Annotated in this window: 14 protein-coding genes; 6 read left to right on the top strand and 8 right to left on the bottom strand. The window is 66.9% G+C overall.

Features of this window, described 5'->3' with window-relative positions:
* Window positions 1–72 precede the first annotated feature (72 nt).
* Entirely contained in the window at window positions 73–2,238 is a 2,166-nt protein-coding gene (locus ACFQZZ_RS12205; protein WP_378678254.1) for an MMPL family transporter, read from the top strand.
* Between the two features lie 767 nt (window positions 2,239–3,005).
* Here the strand turns inward: ACFQZZ_RS12205 and ACFQZZ_RS12200 are convergent.
* Window positions 3,006–4,019, bottom strand: coding sequence for a stage II sporulation protein M (locus tag ACFQZZ_RS12200; RefSeq protein ID WP_378678251.1), 1,014 nt, complete (start codon window positions 4,017–4,019; stop codon window positions 3,006–3,008).
* 42 nt (window positions 4,020–4,061) lie between these two features.
* Here ACFQZZ_RS12200 and ACFQZZ_RS12195 point away from each other — a divergent pair, with 42 nt between their 5' ends.
* Entirely contained in the window at window positions 4,062–4,856 is a 795-nt protein-coding gene (locus ACFQZZ_RS12195; protein ID WP_378678248.1) for an RDD family protein, read from the top strand.
* Between the two features lie 102 nt (window positions 4,857–4,958).
* Here the strand turns inward: ACFQZZ_RS12195 and ACFQZZ_RS12190 are convergent, their stop codons facing one another.
* From ACFQZZ_RS12190 to ACFQZZ_RS12170, 5 genes are all read right to left on the bottom strand, one after another.
* Window positions 4,959–6,272, bottom strand: a complete 1,314-nt coding sequence (locus ACFQZZ_RS12190) for a DUF58 domain-containing protein (protein WP_378678245.1) — start codon at window positions 6,270–6,272, stop codon at window positions 4,959–4,961.
* Between the two features lie 3 nt (window positions 6,273–6,275).
* Window positions 6,276–7,262 carry an AAA family ATPase gene (locus tag ACFQZZ_RS12185; protein WP_378678242.1) on the bottom strand — a complete coding sequence of 329 codons (987 nt, stop codon included), beginning with the start codon at window positions 7,260–7,262 and terminating at the stop codon, window positions 6,276–6,278.
* A 139-nt stretch (window positions 7,263–7,401) separates the two neighbouring features.
* Complete coding sequence (locus ACFQZZ_RS12180; protein WP_378678239.1) at window positions 7,402–8,484, bottom strand: DUF4129 domain-containing protein; 1,083 nt, start codon at window positions 8,482–8,484, stop codon at window positions 7,402–7,404.
* On the bottom strand, window positions 8,481–9,347 hold the full coding sequence (locus ACFQZZ_RS12175; RefSeq protein WP_378678236.1) for a hypothetical protein: 867 nt from the start codon (window positions 9,345–9,347) through the stop codon (window positions 8,481–8,483). The genes ACFQZZ_RS12180 and ACFQZZ_RS12175 overlap by 4 nt, the downstream gene beginning before the upstream one ends.
* Before the next feature lie 50 nt (window positions 9,348–9,397).
* On the bottom strand, window positions 9,398–9,943 hold the full coding sequence (locus tag ACFQZZ_RS12170) for a TetR/AcrR family transcriptional regulator (protein ID WP_378678233.1): 546 nt from the start codon (window positions 9,941–9,943) through the stop codon (window positions 9,398–9,400).
* Between the two features lie 86 nt (window positions 9,944–10,029).
* Between ACFQZZ_RS12170 and ACFQZZ_RS12165 the strand changes: the two genes are divergently transcribed.
* The gene (locus ACFQZZ_RS12165) at window positions 10,030–11,610 is read left to right on the top strand and encodes an MFS transporter (protein WP_378678230.1); all 1,581 of its coding nucleotides are present in this window, start codon (window positions 10,030–10,032) and stop codon (window positions 11,608–11,610) included.
* Here the strand turns inward: ACFQZZ_RS12165 and ACFQZZ_RS12160 are convergent.
* Both ACFQZZ_RS12160 and ACFQZZ_RS12155 read right to left on the bottom strand, forming a co-directional pair.
* On the bottom strand, window positions 11,607–13,169 hold the full coding sequence (locus ACFQZZ_RS12160) for an adenylate/guanylate cyclase domain-containing protein (protein ID WP_378678227.1): 1,563 nt from the start codon (window positions 13,167–13,169) through the stop codon (window positions 11,607–11,609). The genes ACFQZZ_RS12165 and ACFQZZ_RS12160 overlap by 4 nt on opposite strands.
* A gap of 202 nt (window positions 13,170–13,371) precedes the next feature.
* Window positions 13,372–15,159 (bottom strand): DUF4407 domain-containing protein, encoded by a 1,788-nt coding sequence (locus ACFQZZ_RS12155; protein WP_378678224.1) that lies wholly within the window; start codon window positions 15,157–15,159, stop codon window positions 13,372–13,374.
* Between the two features lie 249 nt (window positions 15,160–15,408).
* Here ACFQZZ_RS12155 and aroQ point away from each other — a divergent pair, with 249 nt between their 5' ends.
* The 3 genes from aroQ (at window position 15,409) to ACFQZZ_RS12140 (ending at window position 22,995) form a co-directional block, all read left to right on the top strand.
* Window positions 15,409–15,993 carry a gamma subclass chorismate mutase AroQ gene (aroQ, locus tag ACFQZZ_RS12150; RefSeq protein WP_378678221.1) on the top strand — a complete coding sequence of 195 codons (585 nt, stop codon included), beginning with the start codon at window positions 15,409–15,411 and terminating at the stop codon, window positions 15,991–15,993.
* Window positions 15,994–16,753: 760 nt separating this feature from the next.
* Window positions 16,754–21,406 carry a glutamate synthase large subunit gene (gene gltB, locus ACFQZZ_RS12145; protein ID WP_378678218.1) on the top strand — a complete coding sequence of 1,551 codons (4,653 nt, stop codon included), beginning with the start codon at window positions 16,754–16,756 and terminating at the stop codon, window positions 21,404–21,406.
* A gap of 119 nt (window positions 21,407–21,525) precedes the next feature.
* Window positions 21,526–22,995 carry a glutamate synthase subunit beta gene (locus ACFQZZ_RS12140; protein ID WP_378678215.1) on the top strand — a complete coding sequence of 490 codons (1,470 nt, stop codon included), beginning with the start codon at window positions 21,526–21,528 and terminating at the stop codon, window positions 22,993–22,995.
* The last annotated feature ends 316 nt before the right edge of the window (window positions 22,996–23,311 follow it).

Here is a 23,311-nt window from a genome sequence, read left to right as displayed (position 1 = left end):
GCACACATCTCATGGCAAGTTAACACCCACCAAGTTTGCGACTGTAAACATTCTCGATCGGGGAGGCCCGGCATGTTCGAAAGACTCGGCAGATTCAACGTCCGCCACGCCCGCTGGATACTCGTCGTCGGCGTACTCGCGCTGATCGCGGGCGGAGTGGTCGGCGCAACGGCGTTCAGCAAAATGCAGCCAGGAGGGCAGGAAGATCCCAATGCGCAATCCAGCGCAGCGACAAGCCGACTGGCGGATAAGTTCGGTGCGGACACCGACTACGTCTTCCTGATCGGAGCGAAGACGGGCACCGTCGACGACGCGGTCGTCGTCGATCTCGGCCGCGACCTGGCGCGCAGGCTCGCCGCCGATGGCAGGCTCACCAATGTCGTCTCGTACTGGGATACCGGATCGCCCGCGATGCGGGCCGAGGACGGAACCGCTGCCGTCGTACTCGCGGGCAGCTCGGCCAAGGATGCCGCCGACAAGGAGAAGTCCGCCGCCGCGATCGTCGAGGACTATCGGGCCGATGACCAGGTGGCGCGGATTCGGATCGGCGGCAGCTCCGCGATCTTCCACTCGATCACCGAGCAGATCGGCAAGGACCTCGGTCTCGCGGAAGCTGTCGCGGTGCCGTTGATCCTTGCGCTGCTGGTGCTCGCCTTCGGCAACGTCATCGCCGCGCTGCTCACCCTGGTCGTCGGCGGTATCGCCATTCTGGGCACCTTCACCGAACTCGCGATCATCGGCTCGGTCACCGACGTGTCGATCTACGCGGTGAACCTGACCACCGGACTCGGGCTCGGGCTGGCGGTCGACTACGGACTGCTGATGGTCAGTCGCTTCCGCGAACGGCGCGCGGCAGGCGCGCAGCCGTCCGATGCGGTGGTCGCCGCGGTGTCGACGGCGGGCCGGACCATCGTGTTCAGTGCGGCGACGGTAGTCGCGGCGCTATCCGCGCTGGTGATCTTCCCGCAGTACTTCCTGCGCTCGTTCGCCTACGGCGGGATCGGCGTCGTCGGCATATCCGCGTTGGCCGCGGTCGTTGTGCTGCCCGCGCTGCTCGCGGTGCTCGGCGAGCGAACCGATGCGTGGCGGATACCAGGCGTCCGCGGGATTCATGGTGACGCGACACCGTTCTGGGCGGGCGTTGCCGGGTTCGCGATGCGCAGGCCCGCGCTGGCCGGAGTTCCGGTGGTCGCGGTGCTGCTGCTGGCCGCGGCGCCGCTGTTGAACGTGCAGTTCGGCACCCCCGACGATCGGGTGTTGCCGACCAGTACCGAGGTGCGCCAGGTCGGTGACGCGATGCGTGACGACTTCGGCGGCGGTGACGCCAACGCCTTGTCGGTGGTGACCACGGCCGGGGTGGCCACGGGCCCGCTCGCGGACTACGCCCGCAACCTTTCCCGGGTCGAGCACGTCACCCAGGTCGATTCGAGCGCGGGCACTTTCGTGCGCGGTGAGCAGGCCGCGACCTCGCCCGCCGATGCCAGGTTCGCCCGCCCGGACGCGCAGCGGCTGGCCGTGCTCACCGATCTCGACCTCAACTCGAGCGATGCCCGCGATCTGGTCGACAGGGTGCGCGCGGTGCCGAGCCCGACCGGGGCGAGCGCACTGGTCGGCGGGCAGGCGGCCGAACTGCGCGACAGTCTGGCCTCGATCGGTTCGAAGCTGCCCACCGCGATCGGCTGGATCGTGCTGACGACCTTCGTGTTGCTGTTCTTGTTCACCGGCAGCATCGTGCAGCCGTTGCGCGCCCTGCTGTCGAACGTGCTGAGCCTCGCCGCGACCCTCGGCCTGATGGTGTTCATTTTCCAGGACGGCCATCTGTCCGGCCTGATCGGTTTCACCCCCGCGCCACTCGACGTGTCGATGTTGCTGCTGCTGTTCTGCATCACCTTCGGGCTGTCGATGGACTATGAGGTGTTCGTGATCAGCCGGATCAAGGAGTTGCGCGACCACGGTGCGTCGGACGCGGACGCTGTTGTCGGGGGCCTGGCCAGGACCGGTCGGCTGGTCACCACCGCGGCGGCGTTGATCTCGATCAGCTTCCTCGCCTTCACCACCAGTGATGTCCGGTTCATTCAGTTCTTCGGGCTCGGTGCGGGTTTGGCGATTCTGATCGACGCGACACTGGTGCGTGGCGTGCTGGTGCCGGTGGCGATGCGCCTGCTCGGCCGCGCCGCCTGGTACGCGCCGCGACCGATGCGGTTGGTTCACGCTCGGGTCGGTCTCGCCGAAGCCTGAGCGCCGCCCGGCCTGGGACGGTCCCGCACTGTGTGCGCGGGGCCGTCTGTGGCGTTCAGCGGTGCTATCGCCAGCTTTGTGAATCGTCTGCCACTGTGTCGATTTCGCCTGGTTCGGCCACATTTCGGCCGTCAATGAGGCGAAGATCACAGAGGGCTGCATGATTGCGGTTACGGTGCTGATGGAGTCGGGAGCGGCGGCATACGCGCCCACCTTTGCGCAACTGGTTATTCCTGATCTTGACCGGCTATCGGTATACCTAAGGACGGCGCCACATGGTGCATATCCTGTTTATTACCCGGCAAACAAACCCTGAGTCGCTTTCCGTTCATCCACCGTCCAGCTATCTCCATTATCGACAATGGAACGCGCAGGTCGCGGCGGGCGTCTTGGCACCATGGAGAGATCTATTGAATGGCTTCAGCTAATCGTGCGAGGAATGTTTGGTTCCTCGCGCGGTGGTTAAGGATCGACGCGCGGTATTGCGCGGCAGTGGTCCATTCCGAACCCGGGAGTCGTTGTCCGCAATGCCGCCAGGGGTTAGCTGGAACAGTGAAAAACCATGTGCTCACAAGGGTTTGCTGGGGTGCTGCTTTATACGCCCGACCTCGGTGCGGAGGGTTGCGCTGGGATAACGATTGTGTACAGTTGACGGTAACGCTGGCCGCAGCTGAGCTGGACTCGCTGCGGCCAGCGGAACTCAAATGGGGGAGTTCAAAACCCGGCCGTAGCGCATCGTTGCTAACGATTGCCCGGACCCACTTCGCTTACCGTGTGCTCGGCGTTGTCTGCCAGCGATCCTCGGCCGGGTTTCCCACCACAGCCGCACCGTCCCGCTGCTCGAGCACCGCGCGTCGACCCACGCCGAACACGTAGACCAGGAACAGGACTTCGGCGGCGAACCCGATCGCGATGCGCGCCGAAGCGGGCAGCGTGCTCGGCGTCACGAAGCCCTCCAGGAATCCGGACACCAGCAGCACCCCGACCAAGCCGAGCGCGATCGCCGCGGTGGCGCGGCCCTGCCGTGCCACCGCTTCGAGACGGCTGGAGCGACCCGGATCGATCAGCGTCCAGCCCAGCTTCAATCCGGCCCCGCCCGCCACGAAAACCGCGGTCAGCTCGAGCATCCCGTGCGGCAGGATGAATCCGAAGAACGAGTCGAGCCGGCCGGCCTCGGCCATCAGTCCGGCGCTGACGCCGACGTTGAGCGCATTCATGAACAGCAGGTACACCGCTGGCAAGATCAGCACACCGGTGAACAGCGCGATCGCCGACACCCATGCGTTGTTCGTCCACACCTGCGCGGCGAACGCGCCCTGCGGATGCTCCGAGTAGTAGGTCTCGAATGCGCCGCCCGGCTTGGTGAGTGCGTCGGTGTTGTCCGGGAGGCCGAGCAACTCGTGCGCCGAACCGGAGCCCTGAACCCACACCGCCAGTCCACCCGACACCATGAGGAACATCGCCGCGACGCTCACCCACCACGGCCAGGCCCGGTAGACCGCTGCGGGGAAGCGGTGTGTGAAGAACCTGCCGACCTCCGTCCAGGTGTCGGCCCTGGTGCCGAGCACCTTGCCGCGCGCCCGCGCCAACAGCGCGCTCAGCCCGGCGATGAGCTCGGGATCGGGACTGTGCGACTGCAACCGAGCCAGCTGCTGGGAGGTGCGCCGATACAGCGCGACAAGCTCATCCGCCTCGGCGCCGCTCAGCGAGCCGCGCCGCGCCAGATAGTCCAGCCGGTCCCAGGACCGCCGGTGGGTGTAGCTATACGCGTCGACGTCCATTGGTTGCCTCCCTCACCGCCGGTCGGAAGAATGCTATTCGACATGGCTGAATTCACTACCGGCGAAGCGGTCGCGCTCGAGCTGCCGATCGCGCGGATCCCTACCAGGGCCACCGCGTTCATCATCGACGTCGTGGTGCAGTTCATGCTGGGTGGTGTGCTGTTATTCGCGGTCGCCGCGGCGCTGGCTGCGGCCGGGGCGGATTCGGCCTGGATGGATGCGGCGGGGTTGGTGACGATCGTCGGGATGCTCGTCGGCTATCCGGTGGTCTGCGAAACCCTGATGCGCGGGCGCACGGTCGGCAAGTTGATACTCGGGCTTCGAGTGGTGCGCGCCGACGGCGGACCGATCGATTTCCGGCACGCGCTCACCCGTGGTCTGGCAGGCGGCATCGTCGATTTCTGGATGCTCGGCGGGTTCGGCGCTATCGCGGTGCTCACCTCGATGTGTTCGCCGAACGCGCGCCGGATCGGTGACGTGCTCGCCGGAACCGTCGTGGTGTATGCCCAGACGAGCCTGCCGCGGCCCGCACTCGCGACAGCCCCGCCGTGGCTCACGGGCTGGGCCGGGCAACTGGAGCTCTCCGGCATTCCCGAGGATCTGGCGCTCGCGGTGCGTCAATATCTGACGCGGTTCCGCACGCTCACTCCCGCGGTACAGGCGAATCTCGGCCAGGCACTTGTCATTGCGCTCTGCCAGCGGCTGCAGGTCCGGCCGCCGGTGGGTTATCCGCCCGTTCAGGTCCTCGGCGCCGTGATCGCCGAACGTCAACGCCGCACGCTGACAGCTGCTCCCGCGGCGATCGCGCCATTCGCCATGGCTGCGGTTCGGAGCTAGGCGTCGGGCTCGGCGGCGCCGTGATTGCCAGCCGCGTGCGCCACGACTCCTGGGCGTGGGTCGAGAGGCGAGCAGTGTCGACGGCGGCCGGAACGGCTGCACTCACATGGTGCCGGACTGTTTCAATTCGAGGTATTCGTCGGCCAATGCCTCTGGCAGGTGGTCCGGGGGAGCGGACACGACCGCGATTCCCCTGCGGCGCAGCGACTCCTGCACCAGTGCCCGTTCGGCGAGGATGGTTTCCGCGGTGGCCGCGGGGTAGAGGTCGGCAAGGGTGTCACGGCGAGCGGCGGCCGCGGCGACCTCGGGGTCGGTGACGGAGACGATAAGCACCCGGTGGCGCTGGGCGAGCACGGGCAGTACCGGAAGCAGGTTCTCCTGCACCGCGGCACCGTCGAGGCTGGTGAACCAGACCACCAGGCTGCGGCGACGGGTGCGCTGGATGGCCGCGCGGACCAGACCCGCACTGTCGGTGTCGACCAGGGCGGGAGTGATGCCCGCCATCGCGTGCATCAGCTTCAGCTGCAACCCTTTTCCGCCGACACCGCGGACCTCGGCACGGACCTTCCTGTCGAAGGCGAGCAGATCCACCGAATCACCCGCGGCGGCGGCCAGCCCGCCGAGCAGTAGCGCGGCCTCGATACTCGCGTCGAGACGGGTGCCGTCGTCGATGTGATCGGGGCTGCCGACCCGGCCCGCGCTGATGCGACCGGTGTCCAGCAGCATCAGCATGTGCCGGTTGCGTTCCGGGCGCCAGGTGCGCACCAGCACGTCGGTGGCCCGTGCGGTGGCGCGCCAGTCGATCGACCGCACGTCATCGCCCGCGACGTACTCACGGAACGAGTCGAACTCGGTGCCCTGGCCGCGTAGGTTCGCGACATTGCGACCCTCGAGATGTTGCAGCCGTTTCACTTTCGACCGCATCAAGCGTTCGCTGCGGAACGGCGGCAGTGCGCGCACCCGCGCCGGCACGATGCGGCGGGTCTGCCTGCCCGCGACGCCGAGCGGGCCGATCAGGCGCAAGGTGACCGGGCCCGCCTCGCGATCGCCACGGTAGGTCGGGGTGAGCGTGGTGTGCAAGCGCGTCCGCGTGTTGTGCGCCAGCTCGAGCCGGTGCGCGCGGTTCTCGGTGCGTGCGCTGTCGGGCCAGTCGTCCCACAGGGTGCCGCGGACGGTGCGGGTCCCGCTGTTGCGCACGGTGAGTTCCACCTCGGTGCTGCGGCCGAGCCGGACGATGGTCAGCGGTTGCCTGGTGAGCGTGAGGTCGCGGGGGCGGGCGACAGCACCCATATCGAAAAGCACGACGGCGGCCAGCGCACTCGTCATCAAGGCCACACCGAGCCACGACGGCATGACGAACACGACGAACAGTGCGACCACCGCGCCCGCGGCGGCCAGCCGACCGGTGACGACCACGAGCTACACCGGAACCGGGACCGACAGCAGCAGCGACGACATCACGCCTTCGGTCGTCACCCCGTCCAGTTCCGCCTCTGGCCGCAGGTGCAGGCGATGCCGCAGTACCGCCACCGCAACCGATTTCACGTCGTCGGGGGTTACGAACCCACGGCCGTTCAGCCAGGCGAACGCCCGCGAGGCGGCCATCAGCGCCGTGGCTCCTCGGGTGGACGCACCGTGCTGTACGGCGGGTGCGGAACGGGTGGCCCGGCAGATGTCCACGGTGTAGGCGAGCACCTCCGGGCTGATGGTGACGTGCGCGACCGCGGCTCGACCCGCGGCGATATGGGCAGGTCCCGCGACAGGCCGCAGCCCGGCGCCCGCCAGATCGCGCGGGTCGAATCCGGCGGCGTGTCGCTGCAGGATTCGGAACTCGTCGTCACGGCCGGGCAATTGGATGTCGACCTTGAACAGGAACCGGTCCAGCTGCGCCTCCGGCAGCGGATAAGTGCCCTCCTGTTCGATGGGGTTCTGGGTGGCGACCACCACGAACGGATCGGGCAGCGGCCGTGGTTTGCCGTCGACCGAGACCTGCCGTTCCTCCATGGATTCCAGCAGCGCGGACTGCGTCTTCGGTGGGGTGCGGTTGATTTCGTCGGCAAGCAGCAAATTGGTGAACACCGGTCCGTGCCGGAAGGTGAACTCCGCCGAGTGTGGATCGTAGATCTGCGAGCCGGTGACATCGGCGGGCATCAGGTCGGGAGTGAACTGGACACGGGCGTGCTCGAGATCCAACGCCGTCGCCAACGCCCGGACCAGCAGCGTTTTCGCCACGCCTGGAACACCTTCCAACAGCACGTGGCCGCGGCACAGTAGCGCGAGGACCAGGTACATGATCGCGGTGTCATTGCCGACCACCGCTTTGCCGATCTCGGCGCGCAGCGCGGCAAACGCGGTGCCCGCCTCCGCTGCGGTCGGGGTGTGGTTGGTGTTCGTCACGCTGGTCATTCGACCTCCTGTGTCATGCGAGGGTGCCCGCGCCGCGTCGGTGGGATGAGTGCTCGGCAACGATGTCTCATCCCACCTCCTGTGTCGTGCGGGCAATCCCGCAACCCCGTCGGTCGGATGAGCGCTGAGCGGTGATGTCTCATCCCACCTCCGCCTCGATCCATTCGAGTTGGGTGGCAACAAGTTGCAGAGTGTCCGTGTCCGGCACGGGACCGTATAGAGCGGAGCCGACCAGGTTCGGGTCGACGCCGGTGCGCGCGGAAACCATGGCGATCAGTCGGTCCTGCGCGGTTTCCGCGCCGATGCCGAGCTTCGGGCGGATGCGGCGCAGTGTCGCCGCACGCAGCTTCGACGCCACGTGTTCGTGGTCCTTCGATCGCCGATACAGCGCGGCCTGACCGGCGAGCAATTCGTTCGCCGCGACCTCGACCGGCCTCGGCTCACCGACCAGCGCGCCGCGGCGGCGTGCTCGCCACCACACCAATAGCGCTGCGGCGATCAGGAATTGGAGGCCCCCGAAGGCGACCGGGCCTGGTAGTCGGCTGAAGATGGAGTCCTGACCCGGCCCGGCACCGGGTAGGTCGATGTCTGGGTTGTCCGGGTAGTCCGTGGGCGGCGGTGGCGGTTTCTGCGGCGTGGGCGCGTTCGGGGCGCCACAGGCATTCAGCATCGCGTAGAGCAGCAGTAAGACTGCGATCACGCCTGCGAGACCTGCCCAGAACTTCGGGTTGCGCAGGAGGTCCGGAAGCGGGGGCAATTTCTTGCGCGCCCGCGCCGCCTGCTCGGTCACTGCCACTTCGACGGGTTCCGGGGCGGGTGGCGGCGCGGTGCCGGAGTACCGGTCGGCGTATTCGAGGCTGCGGTATTCGTCTTCTGTCGCGTGCCTGCCGCCGTAGACGACTTCGTCGAAACTGTAAGCGGCGGGCAGGAGTTCGGTCGCGGCCCCGAGCGGCAGCGCGGTCGTCGCATCGTCCGCGGTCTCTCGCGCGGTGCGCGATCGCCGCACCTCGAGTAGGCCGCCCTGTTCGAGCCCGCGGAGCACCGCGCGGAAGCGTTCACGCAGCGCGGCGTCGAAGTCACGGTGCTCGGCGGCGGCTTCGGCGGCGGCACGATGGTTCGCCGCCGCGTCGAGCCGGGGCGGCGGCGGGGCCGCGGGCTCGCCTATCCCGTCGGTTCCACGCCAGGCATCAGGTGCACCGCGGTCGGTCGAGTCATCGGTCATCGTGCCTCCGGTACCCGAATGTCGAGTCCCTCACGGCGGCAACGCCGATCCACGTATGACACCACGCGCGTCGCCGCCTCCACGACCTCGCCGAAGGCGACGATCAGCAGCACCGCCGACGTGGTGAGCACGATGACCTGCCAGCGGTGCGTGCCGGAGAAATCCGAGAGGTACCACGGGATGCCGAGCAGCGGCACGGCCAGCAGGACCATCAGGCCGCGCTGGCACAACCACAACCCGGCGGTCGGCCACTCCGCGCCTGCGACAAGCAGTTTCGATCGGGCCACTGCCGTGGCATGCGAGGCACGCTCGACGAACATCACCGGCACCGCGACGAACCGCTGGGCCCGCAGATAACCGAGCCACAGCAGCGCGAGCGGGAAGGTGATGATCAGTACGCTGCCGAGCACCAGCACGCTCACCCCGACCAGCGTGAACAGCAGGTGGAACACCAGCAGGGGCGGGCCGACGGTGGCCGTCCTGCGCAGCGCGGTACGCCAGCCGATCGGGGATCCGGCGACACTGGCAAGTCCGATGGCGACCGTCAATCCGCGCAGCACGAACCGCAGGAACCAGGCGCACGCCGCCGTCGACAGGATGGCCGCCCACCGGGTGCCCTGGTCGGAGCCGTGCGTCAGGTGCGACGAGCTTGCGGTGATCGCGACGACGATCAGTTCCGCGACGATCAACCCGACCACGGTCGAGCAGGCAAGTACGACGATGTTCGCCTGGATCAGCGCGAACGGCTCGTCGAGCAGTTCGCGAAAGCTCAATGGACGGATCGGCACCGTCGGCCCAGGTGACTCGGGTGTTGGTTGATCTCCCGCCCCGACGGCACCGGCCTGCTCGGCGGCTGGTTGCACGGGGCCGAGTCTAGAGCGTGGACGGTCGCTTTGCCGGTAGCGGAAGGCGGTCAGCGTTCGAGCAGGCGATCGACCACGGCCCGGTAGCGCTGCGGCTCGATGGGCGAAAGGCCGAGCAGGGCTCGGAGGTACACGCCGTCGCCGACGAGTCGGACGATGTCGGCGCGCACCGGGTCGTCGATTTCCTCGTCCAGTCCGGTCGACCAGGTATTCAGCATTTCGGTGAGCGCCTGCTGCACCTCGTCGGTGTCGGGGCTCGAGCCGGCGTCGATCGTGCGCATGGTCGCGAGCATGGACCGGTAGACCTCGAGTTCCACCGCTTCCGCGGCGTCGTCGGGGTTCGGGGTCTGCAGGTACCACTCGGCGACCGAGGTGCCGTGCGCGACGGCGTCGCCCAAATGCTGTTCTGCGCGTTCCGCGAGGCGTCTGACCAGGCCGGCGAGCAGCGCGTCCTTGCTCTTGAAGTGGTAGAGCAGACCGCCCTTGGAGACACCGGCGGTCGCGGCCACGCTTTCCAGCGTCACCTGGGACATGCCTTTTTCCAGCAGCAGTGTTTCGAGCGCGTCCAGGATGCGGTCGCGGGTGGTTGCCGTCACCCAGGTAACTATACCGGCTGGACGGTAATGCTGGACTACTGTACCGTCTGGACGGTAAGAAACTGCGACGAGAGTCGGGAAAGCCGATGACCACACAGACCACGAAGGACACCCGGAACGATTTCGGGATGGCGATGGAGACCACCTCCCCGCCACGCGCCACCACCCGGGAGTGGGGCGGTCTTGCCGTGCTCGCACTCGCGTTGCTGCTGCTCGCCGTCGACGCCACGGTGCTCGACCTTGCGGTGCCCGCGATCAGCGCTGATCTGGCGCCGACCACCCCGCAGCTGCTGTGGATCATCGACGTGTACTCGTTCGTGCTCGCCGGTCTACTCGTGGTGATGGGCAACCTCGGTGACCGGATCGGGCGCCGCAAGCTCCTGCTCATCGGTGGTGTCGGATTCGCTGTCGCGTCGGTGATCGCGGCGTTCTCCGTCTCACCCGAGATGCTCATCGCCGCCCGCGTGCTGCAGGGTGTCGCCGGTGCGACCCTGATGCCCGCCACGCTCGGTTTAATCCGATCGATGTTCCTCGATCCGCGCCAGCGCACCGTGGCCATCGCGGTCTGGAGTGCGATGGCCGGTGGTGGCGCGGCGGCGGGTCCGCTGCTGGGCGGGTGGCTGCTCGAGCACTATTGGTGGGGCTCGGTATTCCTGGTGAACCTGCCGGTCATGCTGGCGCTGCTGGTGCTGGGCCCGGTGCTGCTTCCGGAATCTCGTGACCCGAACCCCGGCCGATTCGACCTGCCGAGCGCCGCGTTGTCCATGCTGGCTCTGGTGCCGGTGGTGTACGCGGTCAAGGAGACCGCGGCACACGGCCTCAGCCTGACAATGGCCGGGATCGGTGCCTTCGGCCTGCTTGCCGGCGTGCTGTTCGTCCAGCGGCAGCGCACGCTCGCGCACCCGATGCTCGACCTGAAGTTGTTCGCATTGCCGAGGTTCCGCATCGCGGTGCTCACCAGCCTGCTTTCGGTGTTTGCGCTGGCGGGCGAGTTGTTCTTTGCCTCGCAGTACCTGCAGTTGGTGCTCGGGCACTCGCCGTTGGAGGCGGGTCTGCTGCTGTTGCCCGGTCTGGCGGCCAACGTGATCGCGGCGCTCGCGTCCGCATGGTTGGTGCGGTATTGGCGGCCCGGCCTTGTACTCAGTGGTGCGCTGTTGGTCGCGTCGGTCGGTTCGGCACTGTTCCTGCTGCTGAGTCCGGATGCCGCGACGAGCAATGTGACATTCATCGTCGCCTTCCTGTTCACGGGTGCCGGCGTCGGTGTCGCATTGACGATTTCATCGGACCTGGTGGTCAGCTCCGCGCCGGCGGCACGGGCGGGCGCGGCAGCGGCGGTATCGGAAACGGCCTACGAAACCGGCATCGCACTGGGTGTCGCGGTGCTGGGCAGCGTGGTCATGGCGGTGTTCCGCAACGGCCTCGACCTGTCGCATATCCCTGCCGATCAGGTCGGCGCCGCATCGGAATCCCTTGGCGGTGCGACCGAATTCGCGCGCGATCTACCGGAAGCGGTCGGGACCGAGTTCCTGACCTCGGTGCACGAGGCATTCGTGTCCGGCATCCACCTCGCTGCCATCGGCACCTCGACGGTGATGCTCATCGCGGCGGCGGTGGCGTTCCGCCTGCGGACGGCCCGTACATGGGCGCCCGGCGGTGAGAAGACCTAGCGCGGTCGGCCGAGCTGGGTGGGTGCGACGCGACCTCGGAGGGTGACCGACTCACCGAGTTGCCAGTGCTCGGCCTCGGTGGGGTCGGCGGCTGCGATGGTGCTGCCCGAGGTGAGCAGGCGGTCGGGGTCCTGTTTGGCGAGTTCGCACAGGCGGGCGGCCTCGTTGACAGCGTCGCCGATGACGGTGAACTCATAGCGTTGGTGCGCACCGACATTGCCCGCCACCACCCGGCCTGCGGCGACACCGATACCGGCGGTGAAGTCGGATTCCATCGCGGCCAGCCGGTTTCGGATCGAACGGGCGCAGGCCAGTGCGGCGCCAGGTGCGTCGGTCAAGGGGGTGGGGGTGCCGAAGATGGCAAGGGCGGCATCGCCTTCGAACTTGTTGAGCAGTCCGCCGCACAGCTCGACCTCGTCGACGACGATGCCGAAGAAGTTGTTCAGGATTGCGACGATTTCGGGGGCGGGCCTGGTGGCAGTCATCGTCGTCGATCCGATGATGTCGATGAACAGCGCGGCCGCATCACGTTCCACGCCGCCCAGAGTCGGATCGCCCTCGAGTGCCGCTGCGGCGACATCGTGGCCGACGTGCCTGCCGAACAGGTCCCTGATCTGTTCGCGCTCGCGCAGCCCTTCCATCATGCGGTTGAATCCGCTTTGTAATTCGCCAAGTTCGGTGCCGTCGTACACCGCGACGGCGACCTCGAGATCACCGTCTTCCACCTGCCGCAGCGCACGTCGCACGCCGCGGATGGGTGCGACTGTCGCGGCCAGTGTCTGTGTCATCAGCAGCAGTCCGAACACCAGGGCGGCACCGCCGAGCGACAACACACAGACCGCGAGCCTGGCCGTACTCACGTCGTCCATCGTGAGTGCGAGCACGGCAAGCACCATCAGCCCGGCCACCGGCAGCGCGGAGCCGAGCACCCACGCCACTATCGAACGGCCGAATACACCGATGCCGCGCCGCCGTCGTGAAGCCGCTGCTTCCAGTACCCGCGCTGTCACCGGCCGCAGCGCGAACTCGATAATCAAATAGCTGTTGGCGCACACCACGATCGCGCTGAATCCGATGCCGAACACGAACTTGGGAATCAGCTTCGGATCAGAAAGGCCGTAGAGCGTGGTCAGCACGGCGAGGCCACCGAGCCACAGGCCCCCCTGAACCAGAACCAACACCAGCGGAACCCGTGTGGTCACGGCCTGCTCGGCCTCGGTCGGCACCTGCTCGGGATCTGTCGCCCAGCGCAACACCCCCAGCCCGCGCATGGTGCCCCACCAGATGCCGATCACCAAAGCCGTTGCGCCATACAGGGGAGTCGCGACGAAATCGAGAAGCACCAGCCGCCGAGTGAACACCGTTGGCCCGGGCAGCACGAACCCGATCAGCGCGATCGACACGAAAATACCGGTCACATTCGCGACCAGCAGCGGAATCGTCAGCAGCAGCTGAATCCGAACCCGCCGCCGCCCGGAGGACTCATCGGCGGGCCCGAGCAGCCGCGACCCCCAAGGGGCGGCAGCAAACTCAACCGGCTTCACGTCACTATCGGGCATCTGTGCAGAGTATGTGGAACAACCACTGTCGAGCTGCGACTATCCCGATCCGTCGCGAGTGAACGGTCCGAAAACGTAACCAACAGCCGGTTAATACTCAACCCTCGCCTGTGAACGGTCCTCGTTATGAGGGTGCGAATTCGCAGACGGTGCGGATGTCAGCGTCGCCAGGTGTTGAGGGTGACCGGCACTGTCGGGCGGGTCAGTGGCCGGGTGGGAGTTCGCGTTGGGAGCGGCCGGAGATTTCGTGGGTTGGGGGTGCGGACAGTTCGTCGTGGGGGTGGGCCTGGGGGAGGCCGTATCCGTGTGTTCCGGCGGGCGGGAGTGTGGCGTAGCGCGGGTCGTGAGGCGAAGGATATTGGGGGTGGTAGTCCGCGTCGACGACTGTGGAGGCGATGCGTTGGGCCTGCCAGGCTTGGGGCGAACCAGGGGGGAGCTGGTAGCCGACGGGGGCGGTGTCCATTGCTTGCGCGTGCGAGTCCTGGGAGTCGACGGTGACCTTGCGGGTGCGGCGGAGCGTGAAGGTGATCTCTTCGACCTCTTCGAAGGCCTGTCGTGCGGTGCGCAGCGGGTGGGTCGCGGAGTCGATTGCGTTGGCGACGAAGGAGGGCACCAGCGGGCGGATGAAACGGGCCGCGGTGTCGGTGAAGGGCACGGTGCCGATGATCGGAAGCTCCAGACCGCCGCTCTTCGGTGTCGCCGGTGCGGGGGCGGGCGCCAATGCGCCTGCGCTGGTTGCCGGTGCGAGTGTGCCCGCGGTGACGGTGGCCGGCAGGTTCGGTGTCGCGTGAGACACGGAGGTGTCCTCTCGGTCGCCAGCCGTTGCGGCTGGTAGTTCGCGGTGGCGCGGCGGCTCGGTGATGCCGAGTTCCAGCCCGCCGATGGCGGCGATGATGCGGGTGCGCTGGCGTTCCCGGTCGATGGCGGTGTCCGCCTCGAAGGCCAGTCGCGCCGCGGTGAGTTGTTGTTCGGCGCGCAGGGTTTCGGCCTCGGCTCGCACTTCGGCGCGCTTCACCGCGATGGCGGCGTCGGCGTCGCGTTCGGCACGGTCCTGCACGGTGCGCGCGGTGATCCACCGGTCGAAGGAGGTCTCGCCGCGCCACCAGCGCAGGATCAGCGGCAGCAACGCGAGCAGGACGAAGGCCACGATAGTGAGCAATCGCAGCAGCAGCGCGCCCGCGGCACCGGTGGTGTAGTCGTTCATGGCCAGCCAGCGCGCGCCGAGGCCGCGATCGGCGTCGGCGAACGCGGTCGATCCGGCTGCGGCCACGGCCTTTTGGCCGTCTGCGATGCGCTGATCGAGTGCACCGATCTTGCCCTGCGCCGTGGCCGACTGCTTGCGGGCGTCGTCGAGCATCTCGTTCGCGGTCTGTGTTTCGGGACCGCGCCCGGGCACGCCGGTGATCCTGGTCTGCGGGCACTCGGGTGTCGGGTTGAACTCGCAGCGCGCGATCACCAGTGCGTGGTCGATATCGGCCTGCGCCTTGGCAATCGACTGATCCAGTGCGGCCCGGTCGGCCTTCGCGCCGTCGAGTTCGGTACTCGCGGCGATCACGGCGGGTGCGGAATCGACCACGCCTTGGGCCTTTTCGTCGAGTAGCCGGTCGATGGTGCCGCTGAACAGCACCGTCGCGGCCAGTTCGGCGACAAGCACGCCTGCCGATACCGCCACCGCGATGCGCGCGACCAGGCCGGACCGATCGGATCCGCCGCCGGGCCGTGCGGTCGCGAGCACTCTGGCGACCGCGCCGGTCAGCAGGGCGACAACGAGTGCGACGAGCACGATCGCAAACAGCGGCCAGTCGTCGATCGCCGCGAGGGCGAGCGTGGTGACCGCGCCTGCCACTGCCGCGAACAACACCACGACAGCACCGGTGACGGCGTAATTTGTGTGCTCGTGCCGGTCACTGAGCTCGGCGCCGGGTGTTATCCCACCCGGCTTCCGCTCGAGACCTCCGCCGAGCCAGGCGAACATGCCGGTGACCGTCATGGGATCTCACATCCTCTACGTCCCAGTCATTTGGCGAGCTTGGCGAAACTGTCACAGATTCGTTGTCACAGCGTGACAGGCCATGGCCCGACACACCGAGTACGGCCAGGCGGATGTGGTCAGGTTCACAAATCTTCGGTTGCCGGATGCCTCCCCACGAGCGGAAATGCGTAGTGGGACGAGCCCGCTTCTAGCGAGGCCACCGCCTAACCTGGCATGGTGATTCGTTGCCGGGCGTGGAGTCGGAACATGCGTAGCGCCGTGCTGGTCATGCTGTCGGTGACGATGGCAGTGCTGCATCCGGATAGCGCTCTCGCGTCGGCCGAGCCGCCCGCCCGGTCGCTGGATCGGCTGGTCGAGTTGGTGGCCGATCGGCTCGACACCGCCGATGCCGTCGCCGCGGCGAAGTGGGCGACGGCGCTACAGCTCGGAACGCAGCCGTCTATCGACGATCCCGGCCGTGAGGCCAAGGTCTATGACGACATGGCCCGTCTCGGCGCGGAACGCGATCTGCCCGAGAACTGGATCAAGCAGGTGTTTTTCGGTCAGATCGAAGCCAGCAAGATAGTGCAGCGTGGCCTGGTCGTGCGCTGGCGATTCGACCCGGCGGCAGCGCCCGCGGCTCCTCCGGACCTGTCGAAGGTGCGACCGGAGATCGATCGCCTCAATGTCGACATCGTCGATCAGTTGGCCGCGAGGCGCGACGAATTGGCCGCGCGAGACTGCGCGGAAAGGCTCGCTCCCAGTGTTTTCGGCGTCCTCTCCTCGGGGCGCGTCGATGCGCTGCACCAGGCGGCCTTGGTTCGCGCTGCCACCACCCTCTGCGTGGCATAACGGCGGACGGTATTTCGGTACCGCGCTGTTGTTTCGGGTTTGCTCGGTGTGGTGAAAAGCACTCCAGAGGGATTGCTGGATATGTGCTGAAAACCACATCGGACAAAAGAGTCCGGACGGTCGGATCGGGTTCTGTGCTCGTCATGGCCCTGTCGGAAATATCTCATCAGGCCCCTTATCGAGTTAGCCGCGGACGAAGTGGTTTGCCCTCCTCGGAGCAGGGGAAATCATCTTCGATGCAGGTGAGCGCCGGTTCTGGGAGCGCGGTGCGCGCTGCGGAGCCGGTCCGGCCCGCATGTGGGCACCGGTTGGCATCCGGTGCCAGGGGATCGATCCCGCCAGGTTCGCTGCTTTACACTGGACAACGCGCACACGTGGAGGACCGCTTTGAAGAAGCCCAGCTAGACCAGGTTATTAGTGCAACCTAAGTTGGTTGGGCCCCGGACCTGACTTATCGTTTGCTCTTACGCCGAGCACAGAATGTTCGGCCACGATTGCCCGCTCGGGCACCTCAAGCCGGTGCCAAGCGTAGCGGGCGAGCACCCGCACGGAGGTAAGGAACTCGTAAGTGTTCCGTTACCGCCGAGCACCCACTACGTAACACCAGCGGGTGGACAACTGGAGACGTGACTGCACGCCGGACCATCAGCGCGGCTGGATTCGGAATGTACGGGCGCAGTCTTGACGGAGGCATTCGACGAAAGGCCGTTTTTCCACGCAGGCCAATCTCATCGAGGCCGACTTTCTTGAAGGCAGAGGCATGACGCAACTTCCTGGCCACAGGTCCCCTGGACCCATTGGGCTCTATGACCCGGCGAACGAGCACGACGCCTGTGGTGTCGCATTCGTCGTCGACATGCACGGCCGCCGCAGCCGCGACATCGTCGACAAGGCTATTACGGCTCTGTTGAACCTGGAGCACCGCGGTGCCGCGGGTGCCGAACCCAATAGTGGTGACGGCGCAGGCATCCTCATCCAGATTCCGGACCGGTTTTTCCGCGCCGTGGTCGATTTCGAGTTGCCGCCGGAGGGCTCCTACGCCACCGGTATCGCCTTCCTGCCGCAGGCCCGTCGTGAAGCCACCAAGGCCGCCTACGGCCTGGAGCGGATCGTCGAATCCGAAGGCCTCGCCGTGCTCGGTTGGCGCGACGTGCCCACCGATGACACCACCCTCGGTGCCCTCGCGCGCGACGCCATGCCGACCTTCCGACAGATCTTTATCGGCTCTCCGAGGGGTGCTGCCGAACAGCTGTCGGGCATGGACCTGGAGCGTCGCGCCTACGTCGTCCGCAAGCGTGTCGAGCACGAGCTCGGCAAGGCGGGCGCAGGCGAGGGCGCGGTCGGCAAGGAGTCGGTGTACTTCCCGAGCCTGTCCGGACAGACCTTCGTCTACAAGGGCATGTTCACCACGCCGCAGCTGCGCGCGTTCTACCTGGACCTGCAGGACGACCGGATGGAGTCCGCACTCGGCATCGTGCACTCCCGGTTCTCCACCAACACCTTCCCGTCGTGGCCGCTCGCGCACCCGTTCCGCCGGGTGGCGCACAACGGTGAGATCAACACCGTCACCGGCAACGAGAACTGGATGCGGGCCCGCGAGGCGCTGCTGCGCTCCGACGTGTTCGGCACCAACGAGGCGGGCAACAACCGCCTGGAGAAGATCTTCCCGGTCTGTACGCCAGGGGCGAGCGACACGGCCCGCTTCGACGAGGTGCTGGAACTGTTGCACCTCGGCGGCCGCAGCCTGCCCCACGCGGTGCTGATGATGATTCCCGAGGCATGGGAACGCAACGAGAACATGGACCCGCAGCGACGGGCCTTCTACCGCTACCACTCGATGCTGATGGAGCCGTGGGACGGCCCGGCATCGGTGTGCTTCTCCGACGGCACCGTCGTCGGCGCCGTGCTCGACCGCAACGGCCTGCGCCCCAGCCGCATCTGGGTGACCGATGACGGCCTGGTCGTCATGGCCTCCGAGGTCGGTGTCCTCGACATCGATCCGGCGAAGGTGGTCAAGAAGGTCCGGCTGCAGCCCGGCCGCATGTTCCTTGTCGACACCTCGCAGGGCCGCATCGTCGGCGACGAGGAGCTCAAGTCGCAGCTGGCCGCCGAGCGCCCGTACCAGGAGTGGCTCGACGCGGGCGTGACCAAGCTGGCCGATCTGCCGGACCGTCCGCACGTGCACATGTCGCACGACCGGGTGCTGATCCGTCAGCAGATCTTCGGATACACCAACGAAGAGCTGAACCTGCTGATCTCGCCGATGGCCAAGACCGGTCTCGAGGCGCTTGGTTCGATGGGCACCGATACGCCGCTCGCGGTGCTTTCGTCACGGCCGCGACTGCTGTTCGACTACTTCTCGCAGCTGTTCGCGCAGGTCACCAACCCGCCGCTGGACGCGATCCGCGAAGAAGTCGTCACCAGCCTGCGCCGGGCCATCGGCCCGGAGGCCGATCTGCTGAACCCGGGACCGGAGTCCTGCCACCAGATCACCGTCACGTCGCCGATCCTGGACAACGACGAGTTGGCCAAGCTCGTGCACATCAACGACGACGGCTCGCAGCCCGAGCTGCGTTCGGTGGTCGTGCGCGGCCTGTACCCGGTGAAGAAGGGCGGCAAGGGCCTGCGCAAGGCGCTCGAGGCGATCAACACCCAGGTGTCGGCCGCCATCGACGGCGGCGCGCGGATCATCGTGCTGTCCGATCGCGAGTCCAACGAGAAGCTGGCGCCGATCCCGTCGCTGCTGCTGACCTCGTCGGTGCACCACCACCTGGTCCGCGAGCGCACTCGCACCATGGTCGGACTTGTCGTCGAGGCCGGTGACGCCCGCGAGGTGCACCACATGGCCATGCTCGTCGGCTTCGGCGCGGGCGCGATCAACCCGTACATGGCCTTCGAGACCATCGAGGACATGCTCGAGCGCGGCGCGCTCGAGGTGCCAGGCAGCACCGGTGATCTGCCCGCCGACTACCGCAAGGCGGTCGCGAACTACAACAAGGCCGCGAGCAAGGGCGTGCTGAAGGTGATGTCCAAGATGGGCATCTCCACCCTGGCCTCTTACACCGGCGCACAGCTGTTCCAGGTGATCGGCCTGTCGCAGGTGCTGGTGGACGAGTACTTCACCGGTCTGCGTTCGCATCTCGACGGCATCGGCCTCGACGAGATCGCGACCGATGTGGCTGCCCGCCACACCGTCGCGTTCCTGGAGAACCGCAACGAGCGCGCACACCGCGAGCTCGAGGTCGGCGGCGAATACCAGTGGCGGCGCGAGGGTGAATACCACCTGTTCAACCCGGACACCGTGTTCAAGCTGCAGCACGCGACCCGCACCGGTCAGTACTCGATCTTCAAGGAGTACACCAAGCTGGTCGACGATCAGTCCGAGCAGCTTGCCTCGCTGCGCGGTCTGTTCAAGTTCAACAGCACCAACCGTGCCGCGATCTCGATCGACGAGGTCGAGCCCGCCACCGAGATCGTCAAGCGGTTCTCCACCGGCGCGATGAGCTACGGCTCCATCTCTTCGGAGGCGCACGAGACCCTGGCGATCGCGATGAACCGCCTCGGCGGACGCTCGAACTCGGGTGAGGGCGGCGAAAGCCCCTCCCGCTTCGAGCCGGAGGACAACGGCGACTGGCGGCGCAGTGCGATCAAGCAGGTGGCCTCGGGCCGCTTCGGCGTGACAGCGCACTACCTGACCAACTGCACCGACATCCAGATCAAGATGGCGCAGGGCGCCAAGCCCGGTGAGGGCGGCCAGCTTCCGGCGCACAAGGTGTACCCGTGGGTCGCCGAGGTGCGGCACTCGACGCCGGGCGTCGGCCTGATTTCGCCGCCGCCGCACCACGACATCTACTCGATCGAGGATCTCGCGCAGCTGATCCACGACCTGAAGAACGCGAACCCGCAGGCGCGGATTCACGTGAAACTTGTTGCGGAGCCCGGCGTCGGCACCGTCGCGGCCGGTGTGTCGAAGGCGCACGCGGACGTGGTGCTGATCTCGGGTCACGACGGTGGCACCGGCGCCTCGCCGCTGACCTCGCTCAAGCACGCGGGCGGCCCATGGGAGCTCGGCCTTGCCGAGACCCAGCAGACGTTGCTGCTCAACGGACTTCGCGACCGCATCGTGGTGCAGGTCGACGGTCAGATGAAGACCGGCCGCGACGTGATGATCGCCGCGCTGCTCGGTGCCGAGGAATTCGGTTTCGCCACTGCGCCTTTGGTGGTCTCGGGCTGCATCATGATGCGGGTCTGCCACCTCGACACCTGCCCCGTCGGTGTCGCGACGCAGAACCCGGTGCTGCGCGAGCGCTTCACCGGCAAGCCGGAGTTCGTCGAGAACTTCATGCTGTTCATCGCCGAAGAGGTCCGGGAACTGCTGGCGCAGTTGGGCTTCCGCACGCTGGACGAGGCCATCGGCCGGGTCGACATGCTCGACACCACCAAGGCCAAGCAGCACTTCAAGGCCAGCAAGCTGGATCTGTCGCCGATCCTCGACGATGTCGAGACGGCGTTCATGCGTCAGGACCGTCGCTGCACCAAGACGCAGGACCACGGTCTGGACAAGGCGCTGGACCAGCAGCTCATCACGCAGAGCCGCGATGCGCTCGAGCGTGGCCAGGCGGTGAAGTTCGAAACCAAGATCTCGAACGTGAACCGCACCGTCGGCACCATGCTCGGCCACGAGGTGACCAAGCTCTACGGTGGCACGGGCCTGCCCGACGACACCATCGACATCACCTTCACCGGCTCCGCGGGCAACAGCTTCGGCGCGTTCGTGCCTGCTGGCATCACGCTGCGGGTGCAGGGTGACGCCAACGACTATGTCGGCAAGGGGCTTTCCGGCGGCCACCTGGTGGTCCGCCCGTCCCTGAACGCACCGGTCGACTTCGTCGCGGAAGAGAACATCATCGCGGGCAACGTGATCCTGTTCGGCGCGACCAGCGGCAAGGCGTTCATTCGCGGTGTCGTCGGCGAGCGGTTCGCCGTGCGTAACTCGGGCGCCCTCACGGTGGTCGAGGGCGTCGGCGACCACGGCTGTGAGTACATGACCGGTGGTCGGGTCGTCATCCTCGGTGAGACCGGCCGCAACTTCGGCGCCGGTATGTCCGGCGGTGTCGCGTTCGTCTACGACCCGAACGGCACCTTCGAGGCGAGGCTCAACCCCGAGCAGGCCGACGCCGTCGAGCAACTGTCAGGTGACGATTTCACCTGGCTGCGTGACATCATCACCGAGCACCGTGACCAGACGGGATCCGCTGTCGCCGACCGCATTCTGAGCGATTGGTCGCAGCAGGTGAACCACTTCGTGAAGGTCATGCCGCGCGAGTACAAGAAGGTTCTGCTCGCGATTTCCGAGGCCGAGAAGAACGGCACGGACGTCGACGAGGCGATTATGGAGGCGGCACGTGGCTGACCAGAAAGTTCTAATGATGACGTCGACGAGGCGCTGTGACTATTCGGGGCGGCACGTGGCTGACCGGAAAGTTCTGAAGATGACGTCGACGAGGCGCTGTAACCATTCGGGGGCGGCACGTGGCTGACCCGCAAGGATTTATGAAGCACACCAAGCGGGAGTTGCCGACGCGTCGTCCGGTTCCGCTGCGTCTGATGGACTGGAAAGAGGTCTACGAGGAGGGTTTTGAGCACAAGACCCTGCAGCGTCAGGCCAGCCGGTGCATGGACTGCGGTATTCCGTTCTGTCACAACGGCTGTCCGCTCGGCAACCTGATCCCCGAATGGAACGACCTGGTCTACAAGGGCCAGTGGCGTGAGGGCATCGACCGGCTGCACGCGACCAACAACTTCCCGGAGTTCACCGGGCGGCTGTGCCCGGCGCCGTGCGAGGCGTCCTGTGTCCTCGGTATCAACCAGGACCCGGTGACGATCAAGCAGGTCGAGATCGAACTCATCGAGAACGCTTTCGACGAGGGCTGGGTGACCCCGGTCTACCCGACCCGCCTCACCGGCAAGAAGATCGCCGTCGTCGGTTCCGGTCCGGCCGGGCTGGCCGCCGCGCAGCAGTTGACCCGCGCCGGCCACACCGTGACCGTGTTCGAGCGGGCCGACCGCATCGGTGGTCTGCTGCGCTACGGCATCCCGGAATTCAAGATGGAGAAGCGCTTCATCGACCGCAGGGTCGCGCAGATGGAGGCCGAGGGCACCATCTTCAAGACCAACGTGAACGTCGGTGTCGACATCACCGCCGAGCAGCTGCGCGAGCGGTTCGACTCGGTGGTGCTTTCCGGTGGCGCCACGCTCGCGCGTGACCTGCCGATCCCGGGTCGCGACCTGGACGGCATTCACCAGGCGATGGAATTCCTGCCGTGGGCCAACCGGGTGCAGCTCGGCGACGACGTCACCGACGCCGACGGTCTGCCGCCGATCCACGCCAAGGGCAAGAAGGTCATCATCATCGGTGGCGGCGACACCGGCGCGGACTGCCTCGGCACCTCGCACCGGCAGGGCGCCGAGAGCGTCCACCAGTTCGAGATCATGCCGCGCCCGCCGGAGGAGCGTGCCTCCTCCACTCCGTGGCCGACCTACCCGCTGATGTACCGGGTTTCCTCGGCGCACGAAGAAGGCGGCGAGCGGGTGTTCTCCGTGAACACCGAGCGTTTCGTCGGCGCCGACGGCAAGGTCACCGGCCTCGAGGCCCATGAGGTCAAGATGGTCAACGGCCGCTTCGAAAAGGTCGAGGGCACCGACTTCACCCTCGAAGCCGACCTCGTCCTGCTGGCCATGGGCTTCACCGGTCCCGAGAAGCCGGGCCTGCTCGAAGGTCTCGGCGTCGGCTACGACCAGCGTGGCAACGTCCAGCGCGACAAGAACTGGGCCACCAACATCCCCGGCGTCTTCGTCGCCGGTGACATGGGCCGCGGCCAGTCCCTCATCGTCTGGGCGATCGCCGAAGGCCGCGCCGCCGCGGCCGCCGTCGACAAGTTCCTGGAAGGCGAAACCGCGCTCCCCGCGCCCATCACTCCCACGATGGTCGCGCAGCGCTGAGTAAATAGACCCGTTTCTTACCGGAGCGGAAGGCGCCTGTGGATCACAAGTCCACAGGCGCCTTTGTCATGTGCGCTCAAAATTTGCCAGTGCTGTGGTATCCACCGCGCATGTGCCGCAGGAGAACCGCGCGGTGGAGATGTTGACAGGGCGGAAATCGGACACGCATTCGGGTTCGAATGGCGTGGACGCGGCCGTGCCCCTATTGTGATCTTCGGTGTGCCTCGGATCTTGGGATGTGGATTGCGTAGCGCGCGTCATGCTGGCGGGTAACTTCCGTTGACCCGGCGTGCGCTGGAGCGACATACATCGAGGT

The sequence above is a fragment of the Nocardia sp. GCM10030253 genome, assembly GCF_042675075.1.
In the GTDB taxonomy this organism is placed as follows: domain Bacteria; phylum Actinomycetota; class Actinomycetes; order Mycobacteriales; family Mycobacteriaceae; genus Nocardia.
Note: the sequence above shows the minus strand (reverse complement) of the source record. Positions and strands in the feature narration are given on the sequence as shown.

Coding starts and splice junctions, on each gene's coding strand:
- ACFQZZ_RS12195 (WP_378678248.1), top strand. CDS start 4,062: ATGGCTGAATTCACTACCGGCGAAGCGGTCGCGCTCGAGCTGCCGATC.
- ACFQZZ_RS12155 (WP_378678224.1), bottom strand. CDS start 15,159: ATGACGGTCACCGGCATGTTCGCCTGGCTCGGCGGAGGTCTCGAGCGG.
- ACFQZZ_RS12180 (WP_378678239.1), bottom strand. CDS start 8,484: ATGACCGATGACTCGACCGACCGCGGTGCACCTGATGCCTGGCGTGGA.
- gltB (WP_378678218.1), top strand. CDS start 16,754: ATGACGCAACTTCCTGGCCACAGGTCCCCTGGACCCATTGGGCTCTAT.
- ACFQZZ_RS12200 (WP_378678251.1), bottom strand. CDS start 4,019: ATGGACGTCGACGCGTATAGCTACACCCACCGGCGGTCCTGGGACCGG.
- aroQ (WP_378678221.1), top strand. CDS start 15,409: ATGCGTAGCGCCGTGCTGGTCATGCTGTCGGTGACGATGGCAGTGCTG.
- ACFQZZ_RS12165 (WP_378678230.1), top strand. CDS start 10,030: ATGACCACACAGACCACGAAGGACACCCGGAACGATTTCGGGATGGCG.
- ACFQZZ_RS12185 (WP_378678242.1), bottom strand. CDS start 7,262: ATGACCAGCGTGACGAACACCAACCACACCCCGACCGCAGCGGAGGCG.
- ACFQZZ_RS12160 (WP_378678227.1), bottom strand. CDS start 13,169: ATGCCCGATAGTGACGTGAAGCCGGTTGAGTTTGCTGCCGCCCCTTGG.
- ACFQZZ_RS12205 (WP_378678254.1), top strand. CDS start 73: ATGTTCGAAAGACTCGGCAGATTCAACGTCCGCCACGCCCGCTGGATA.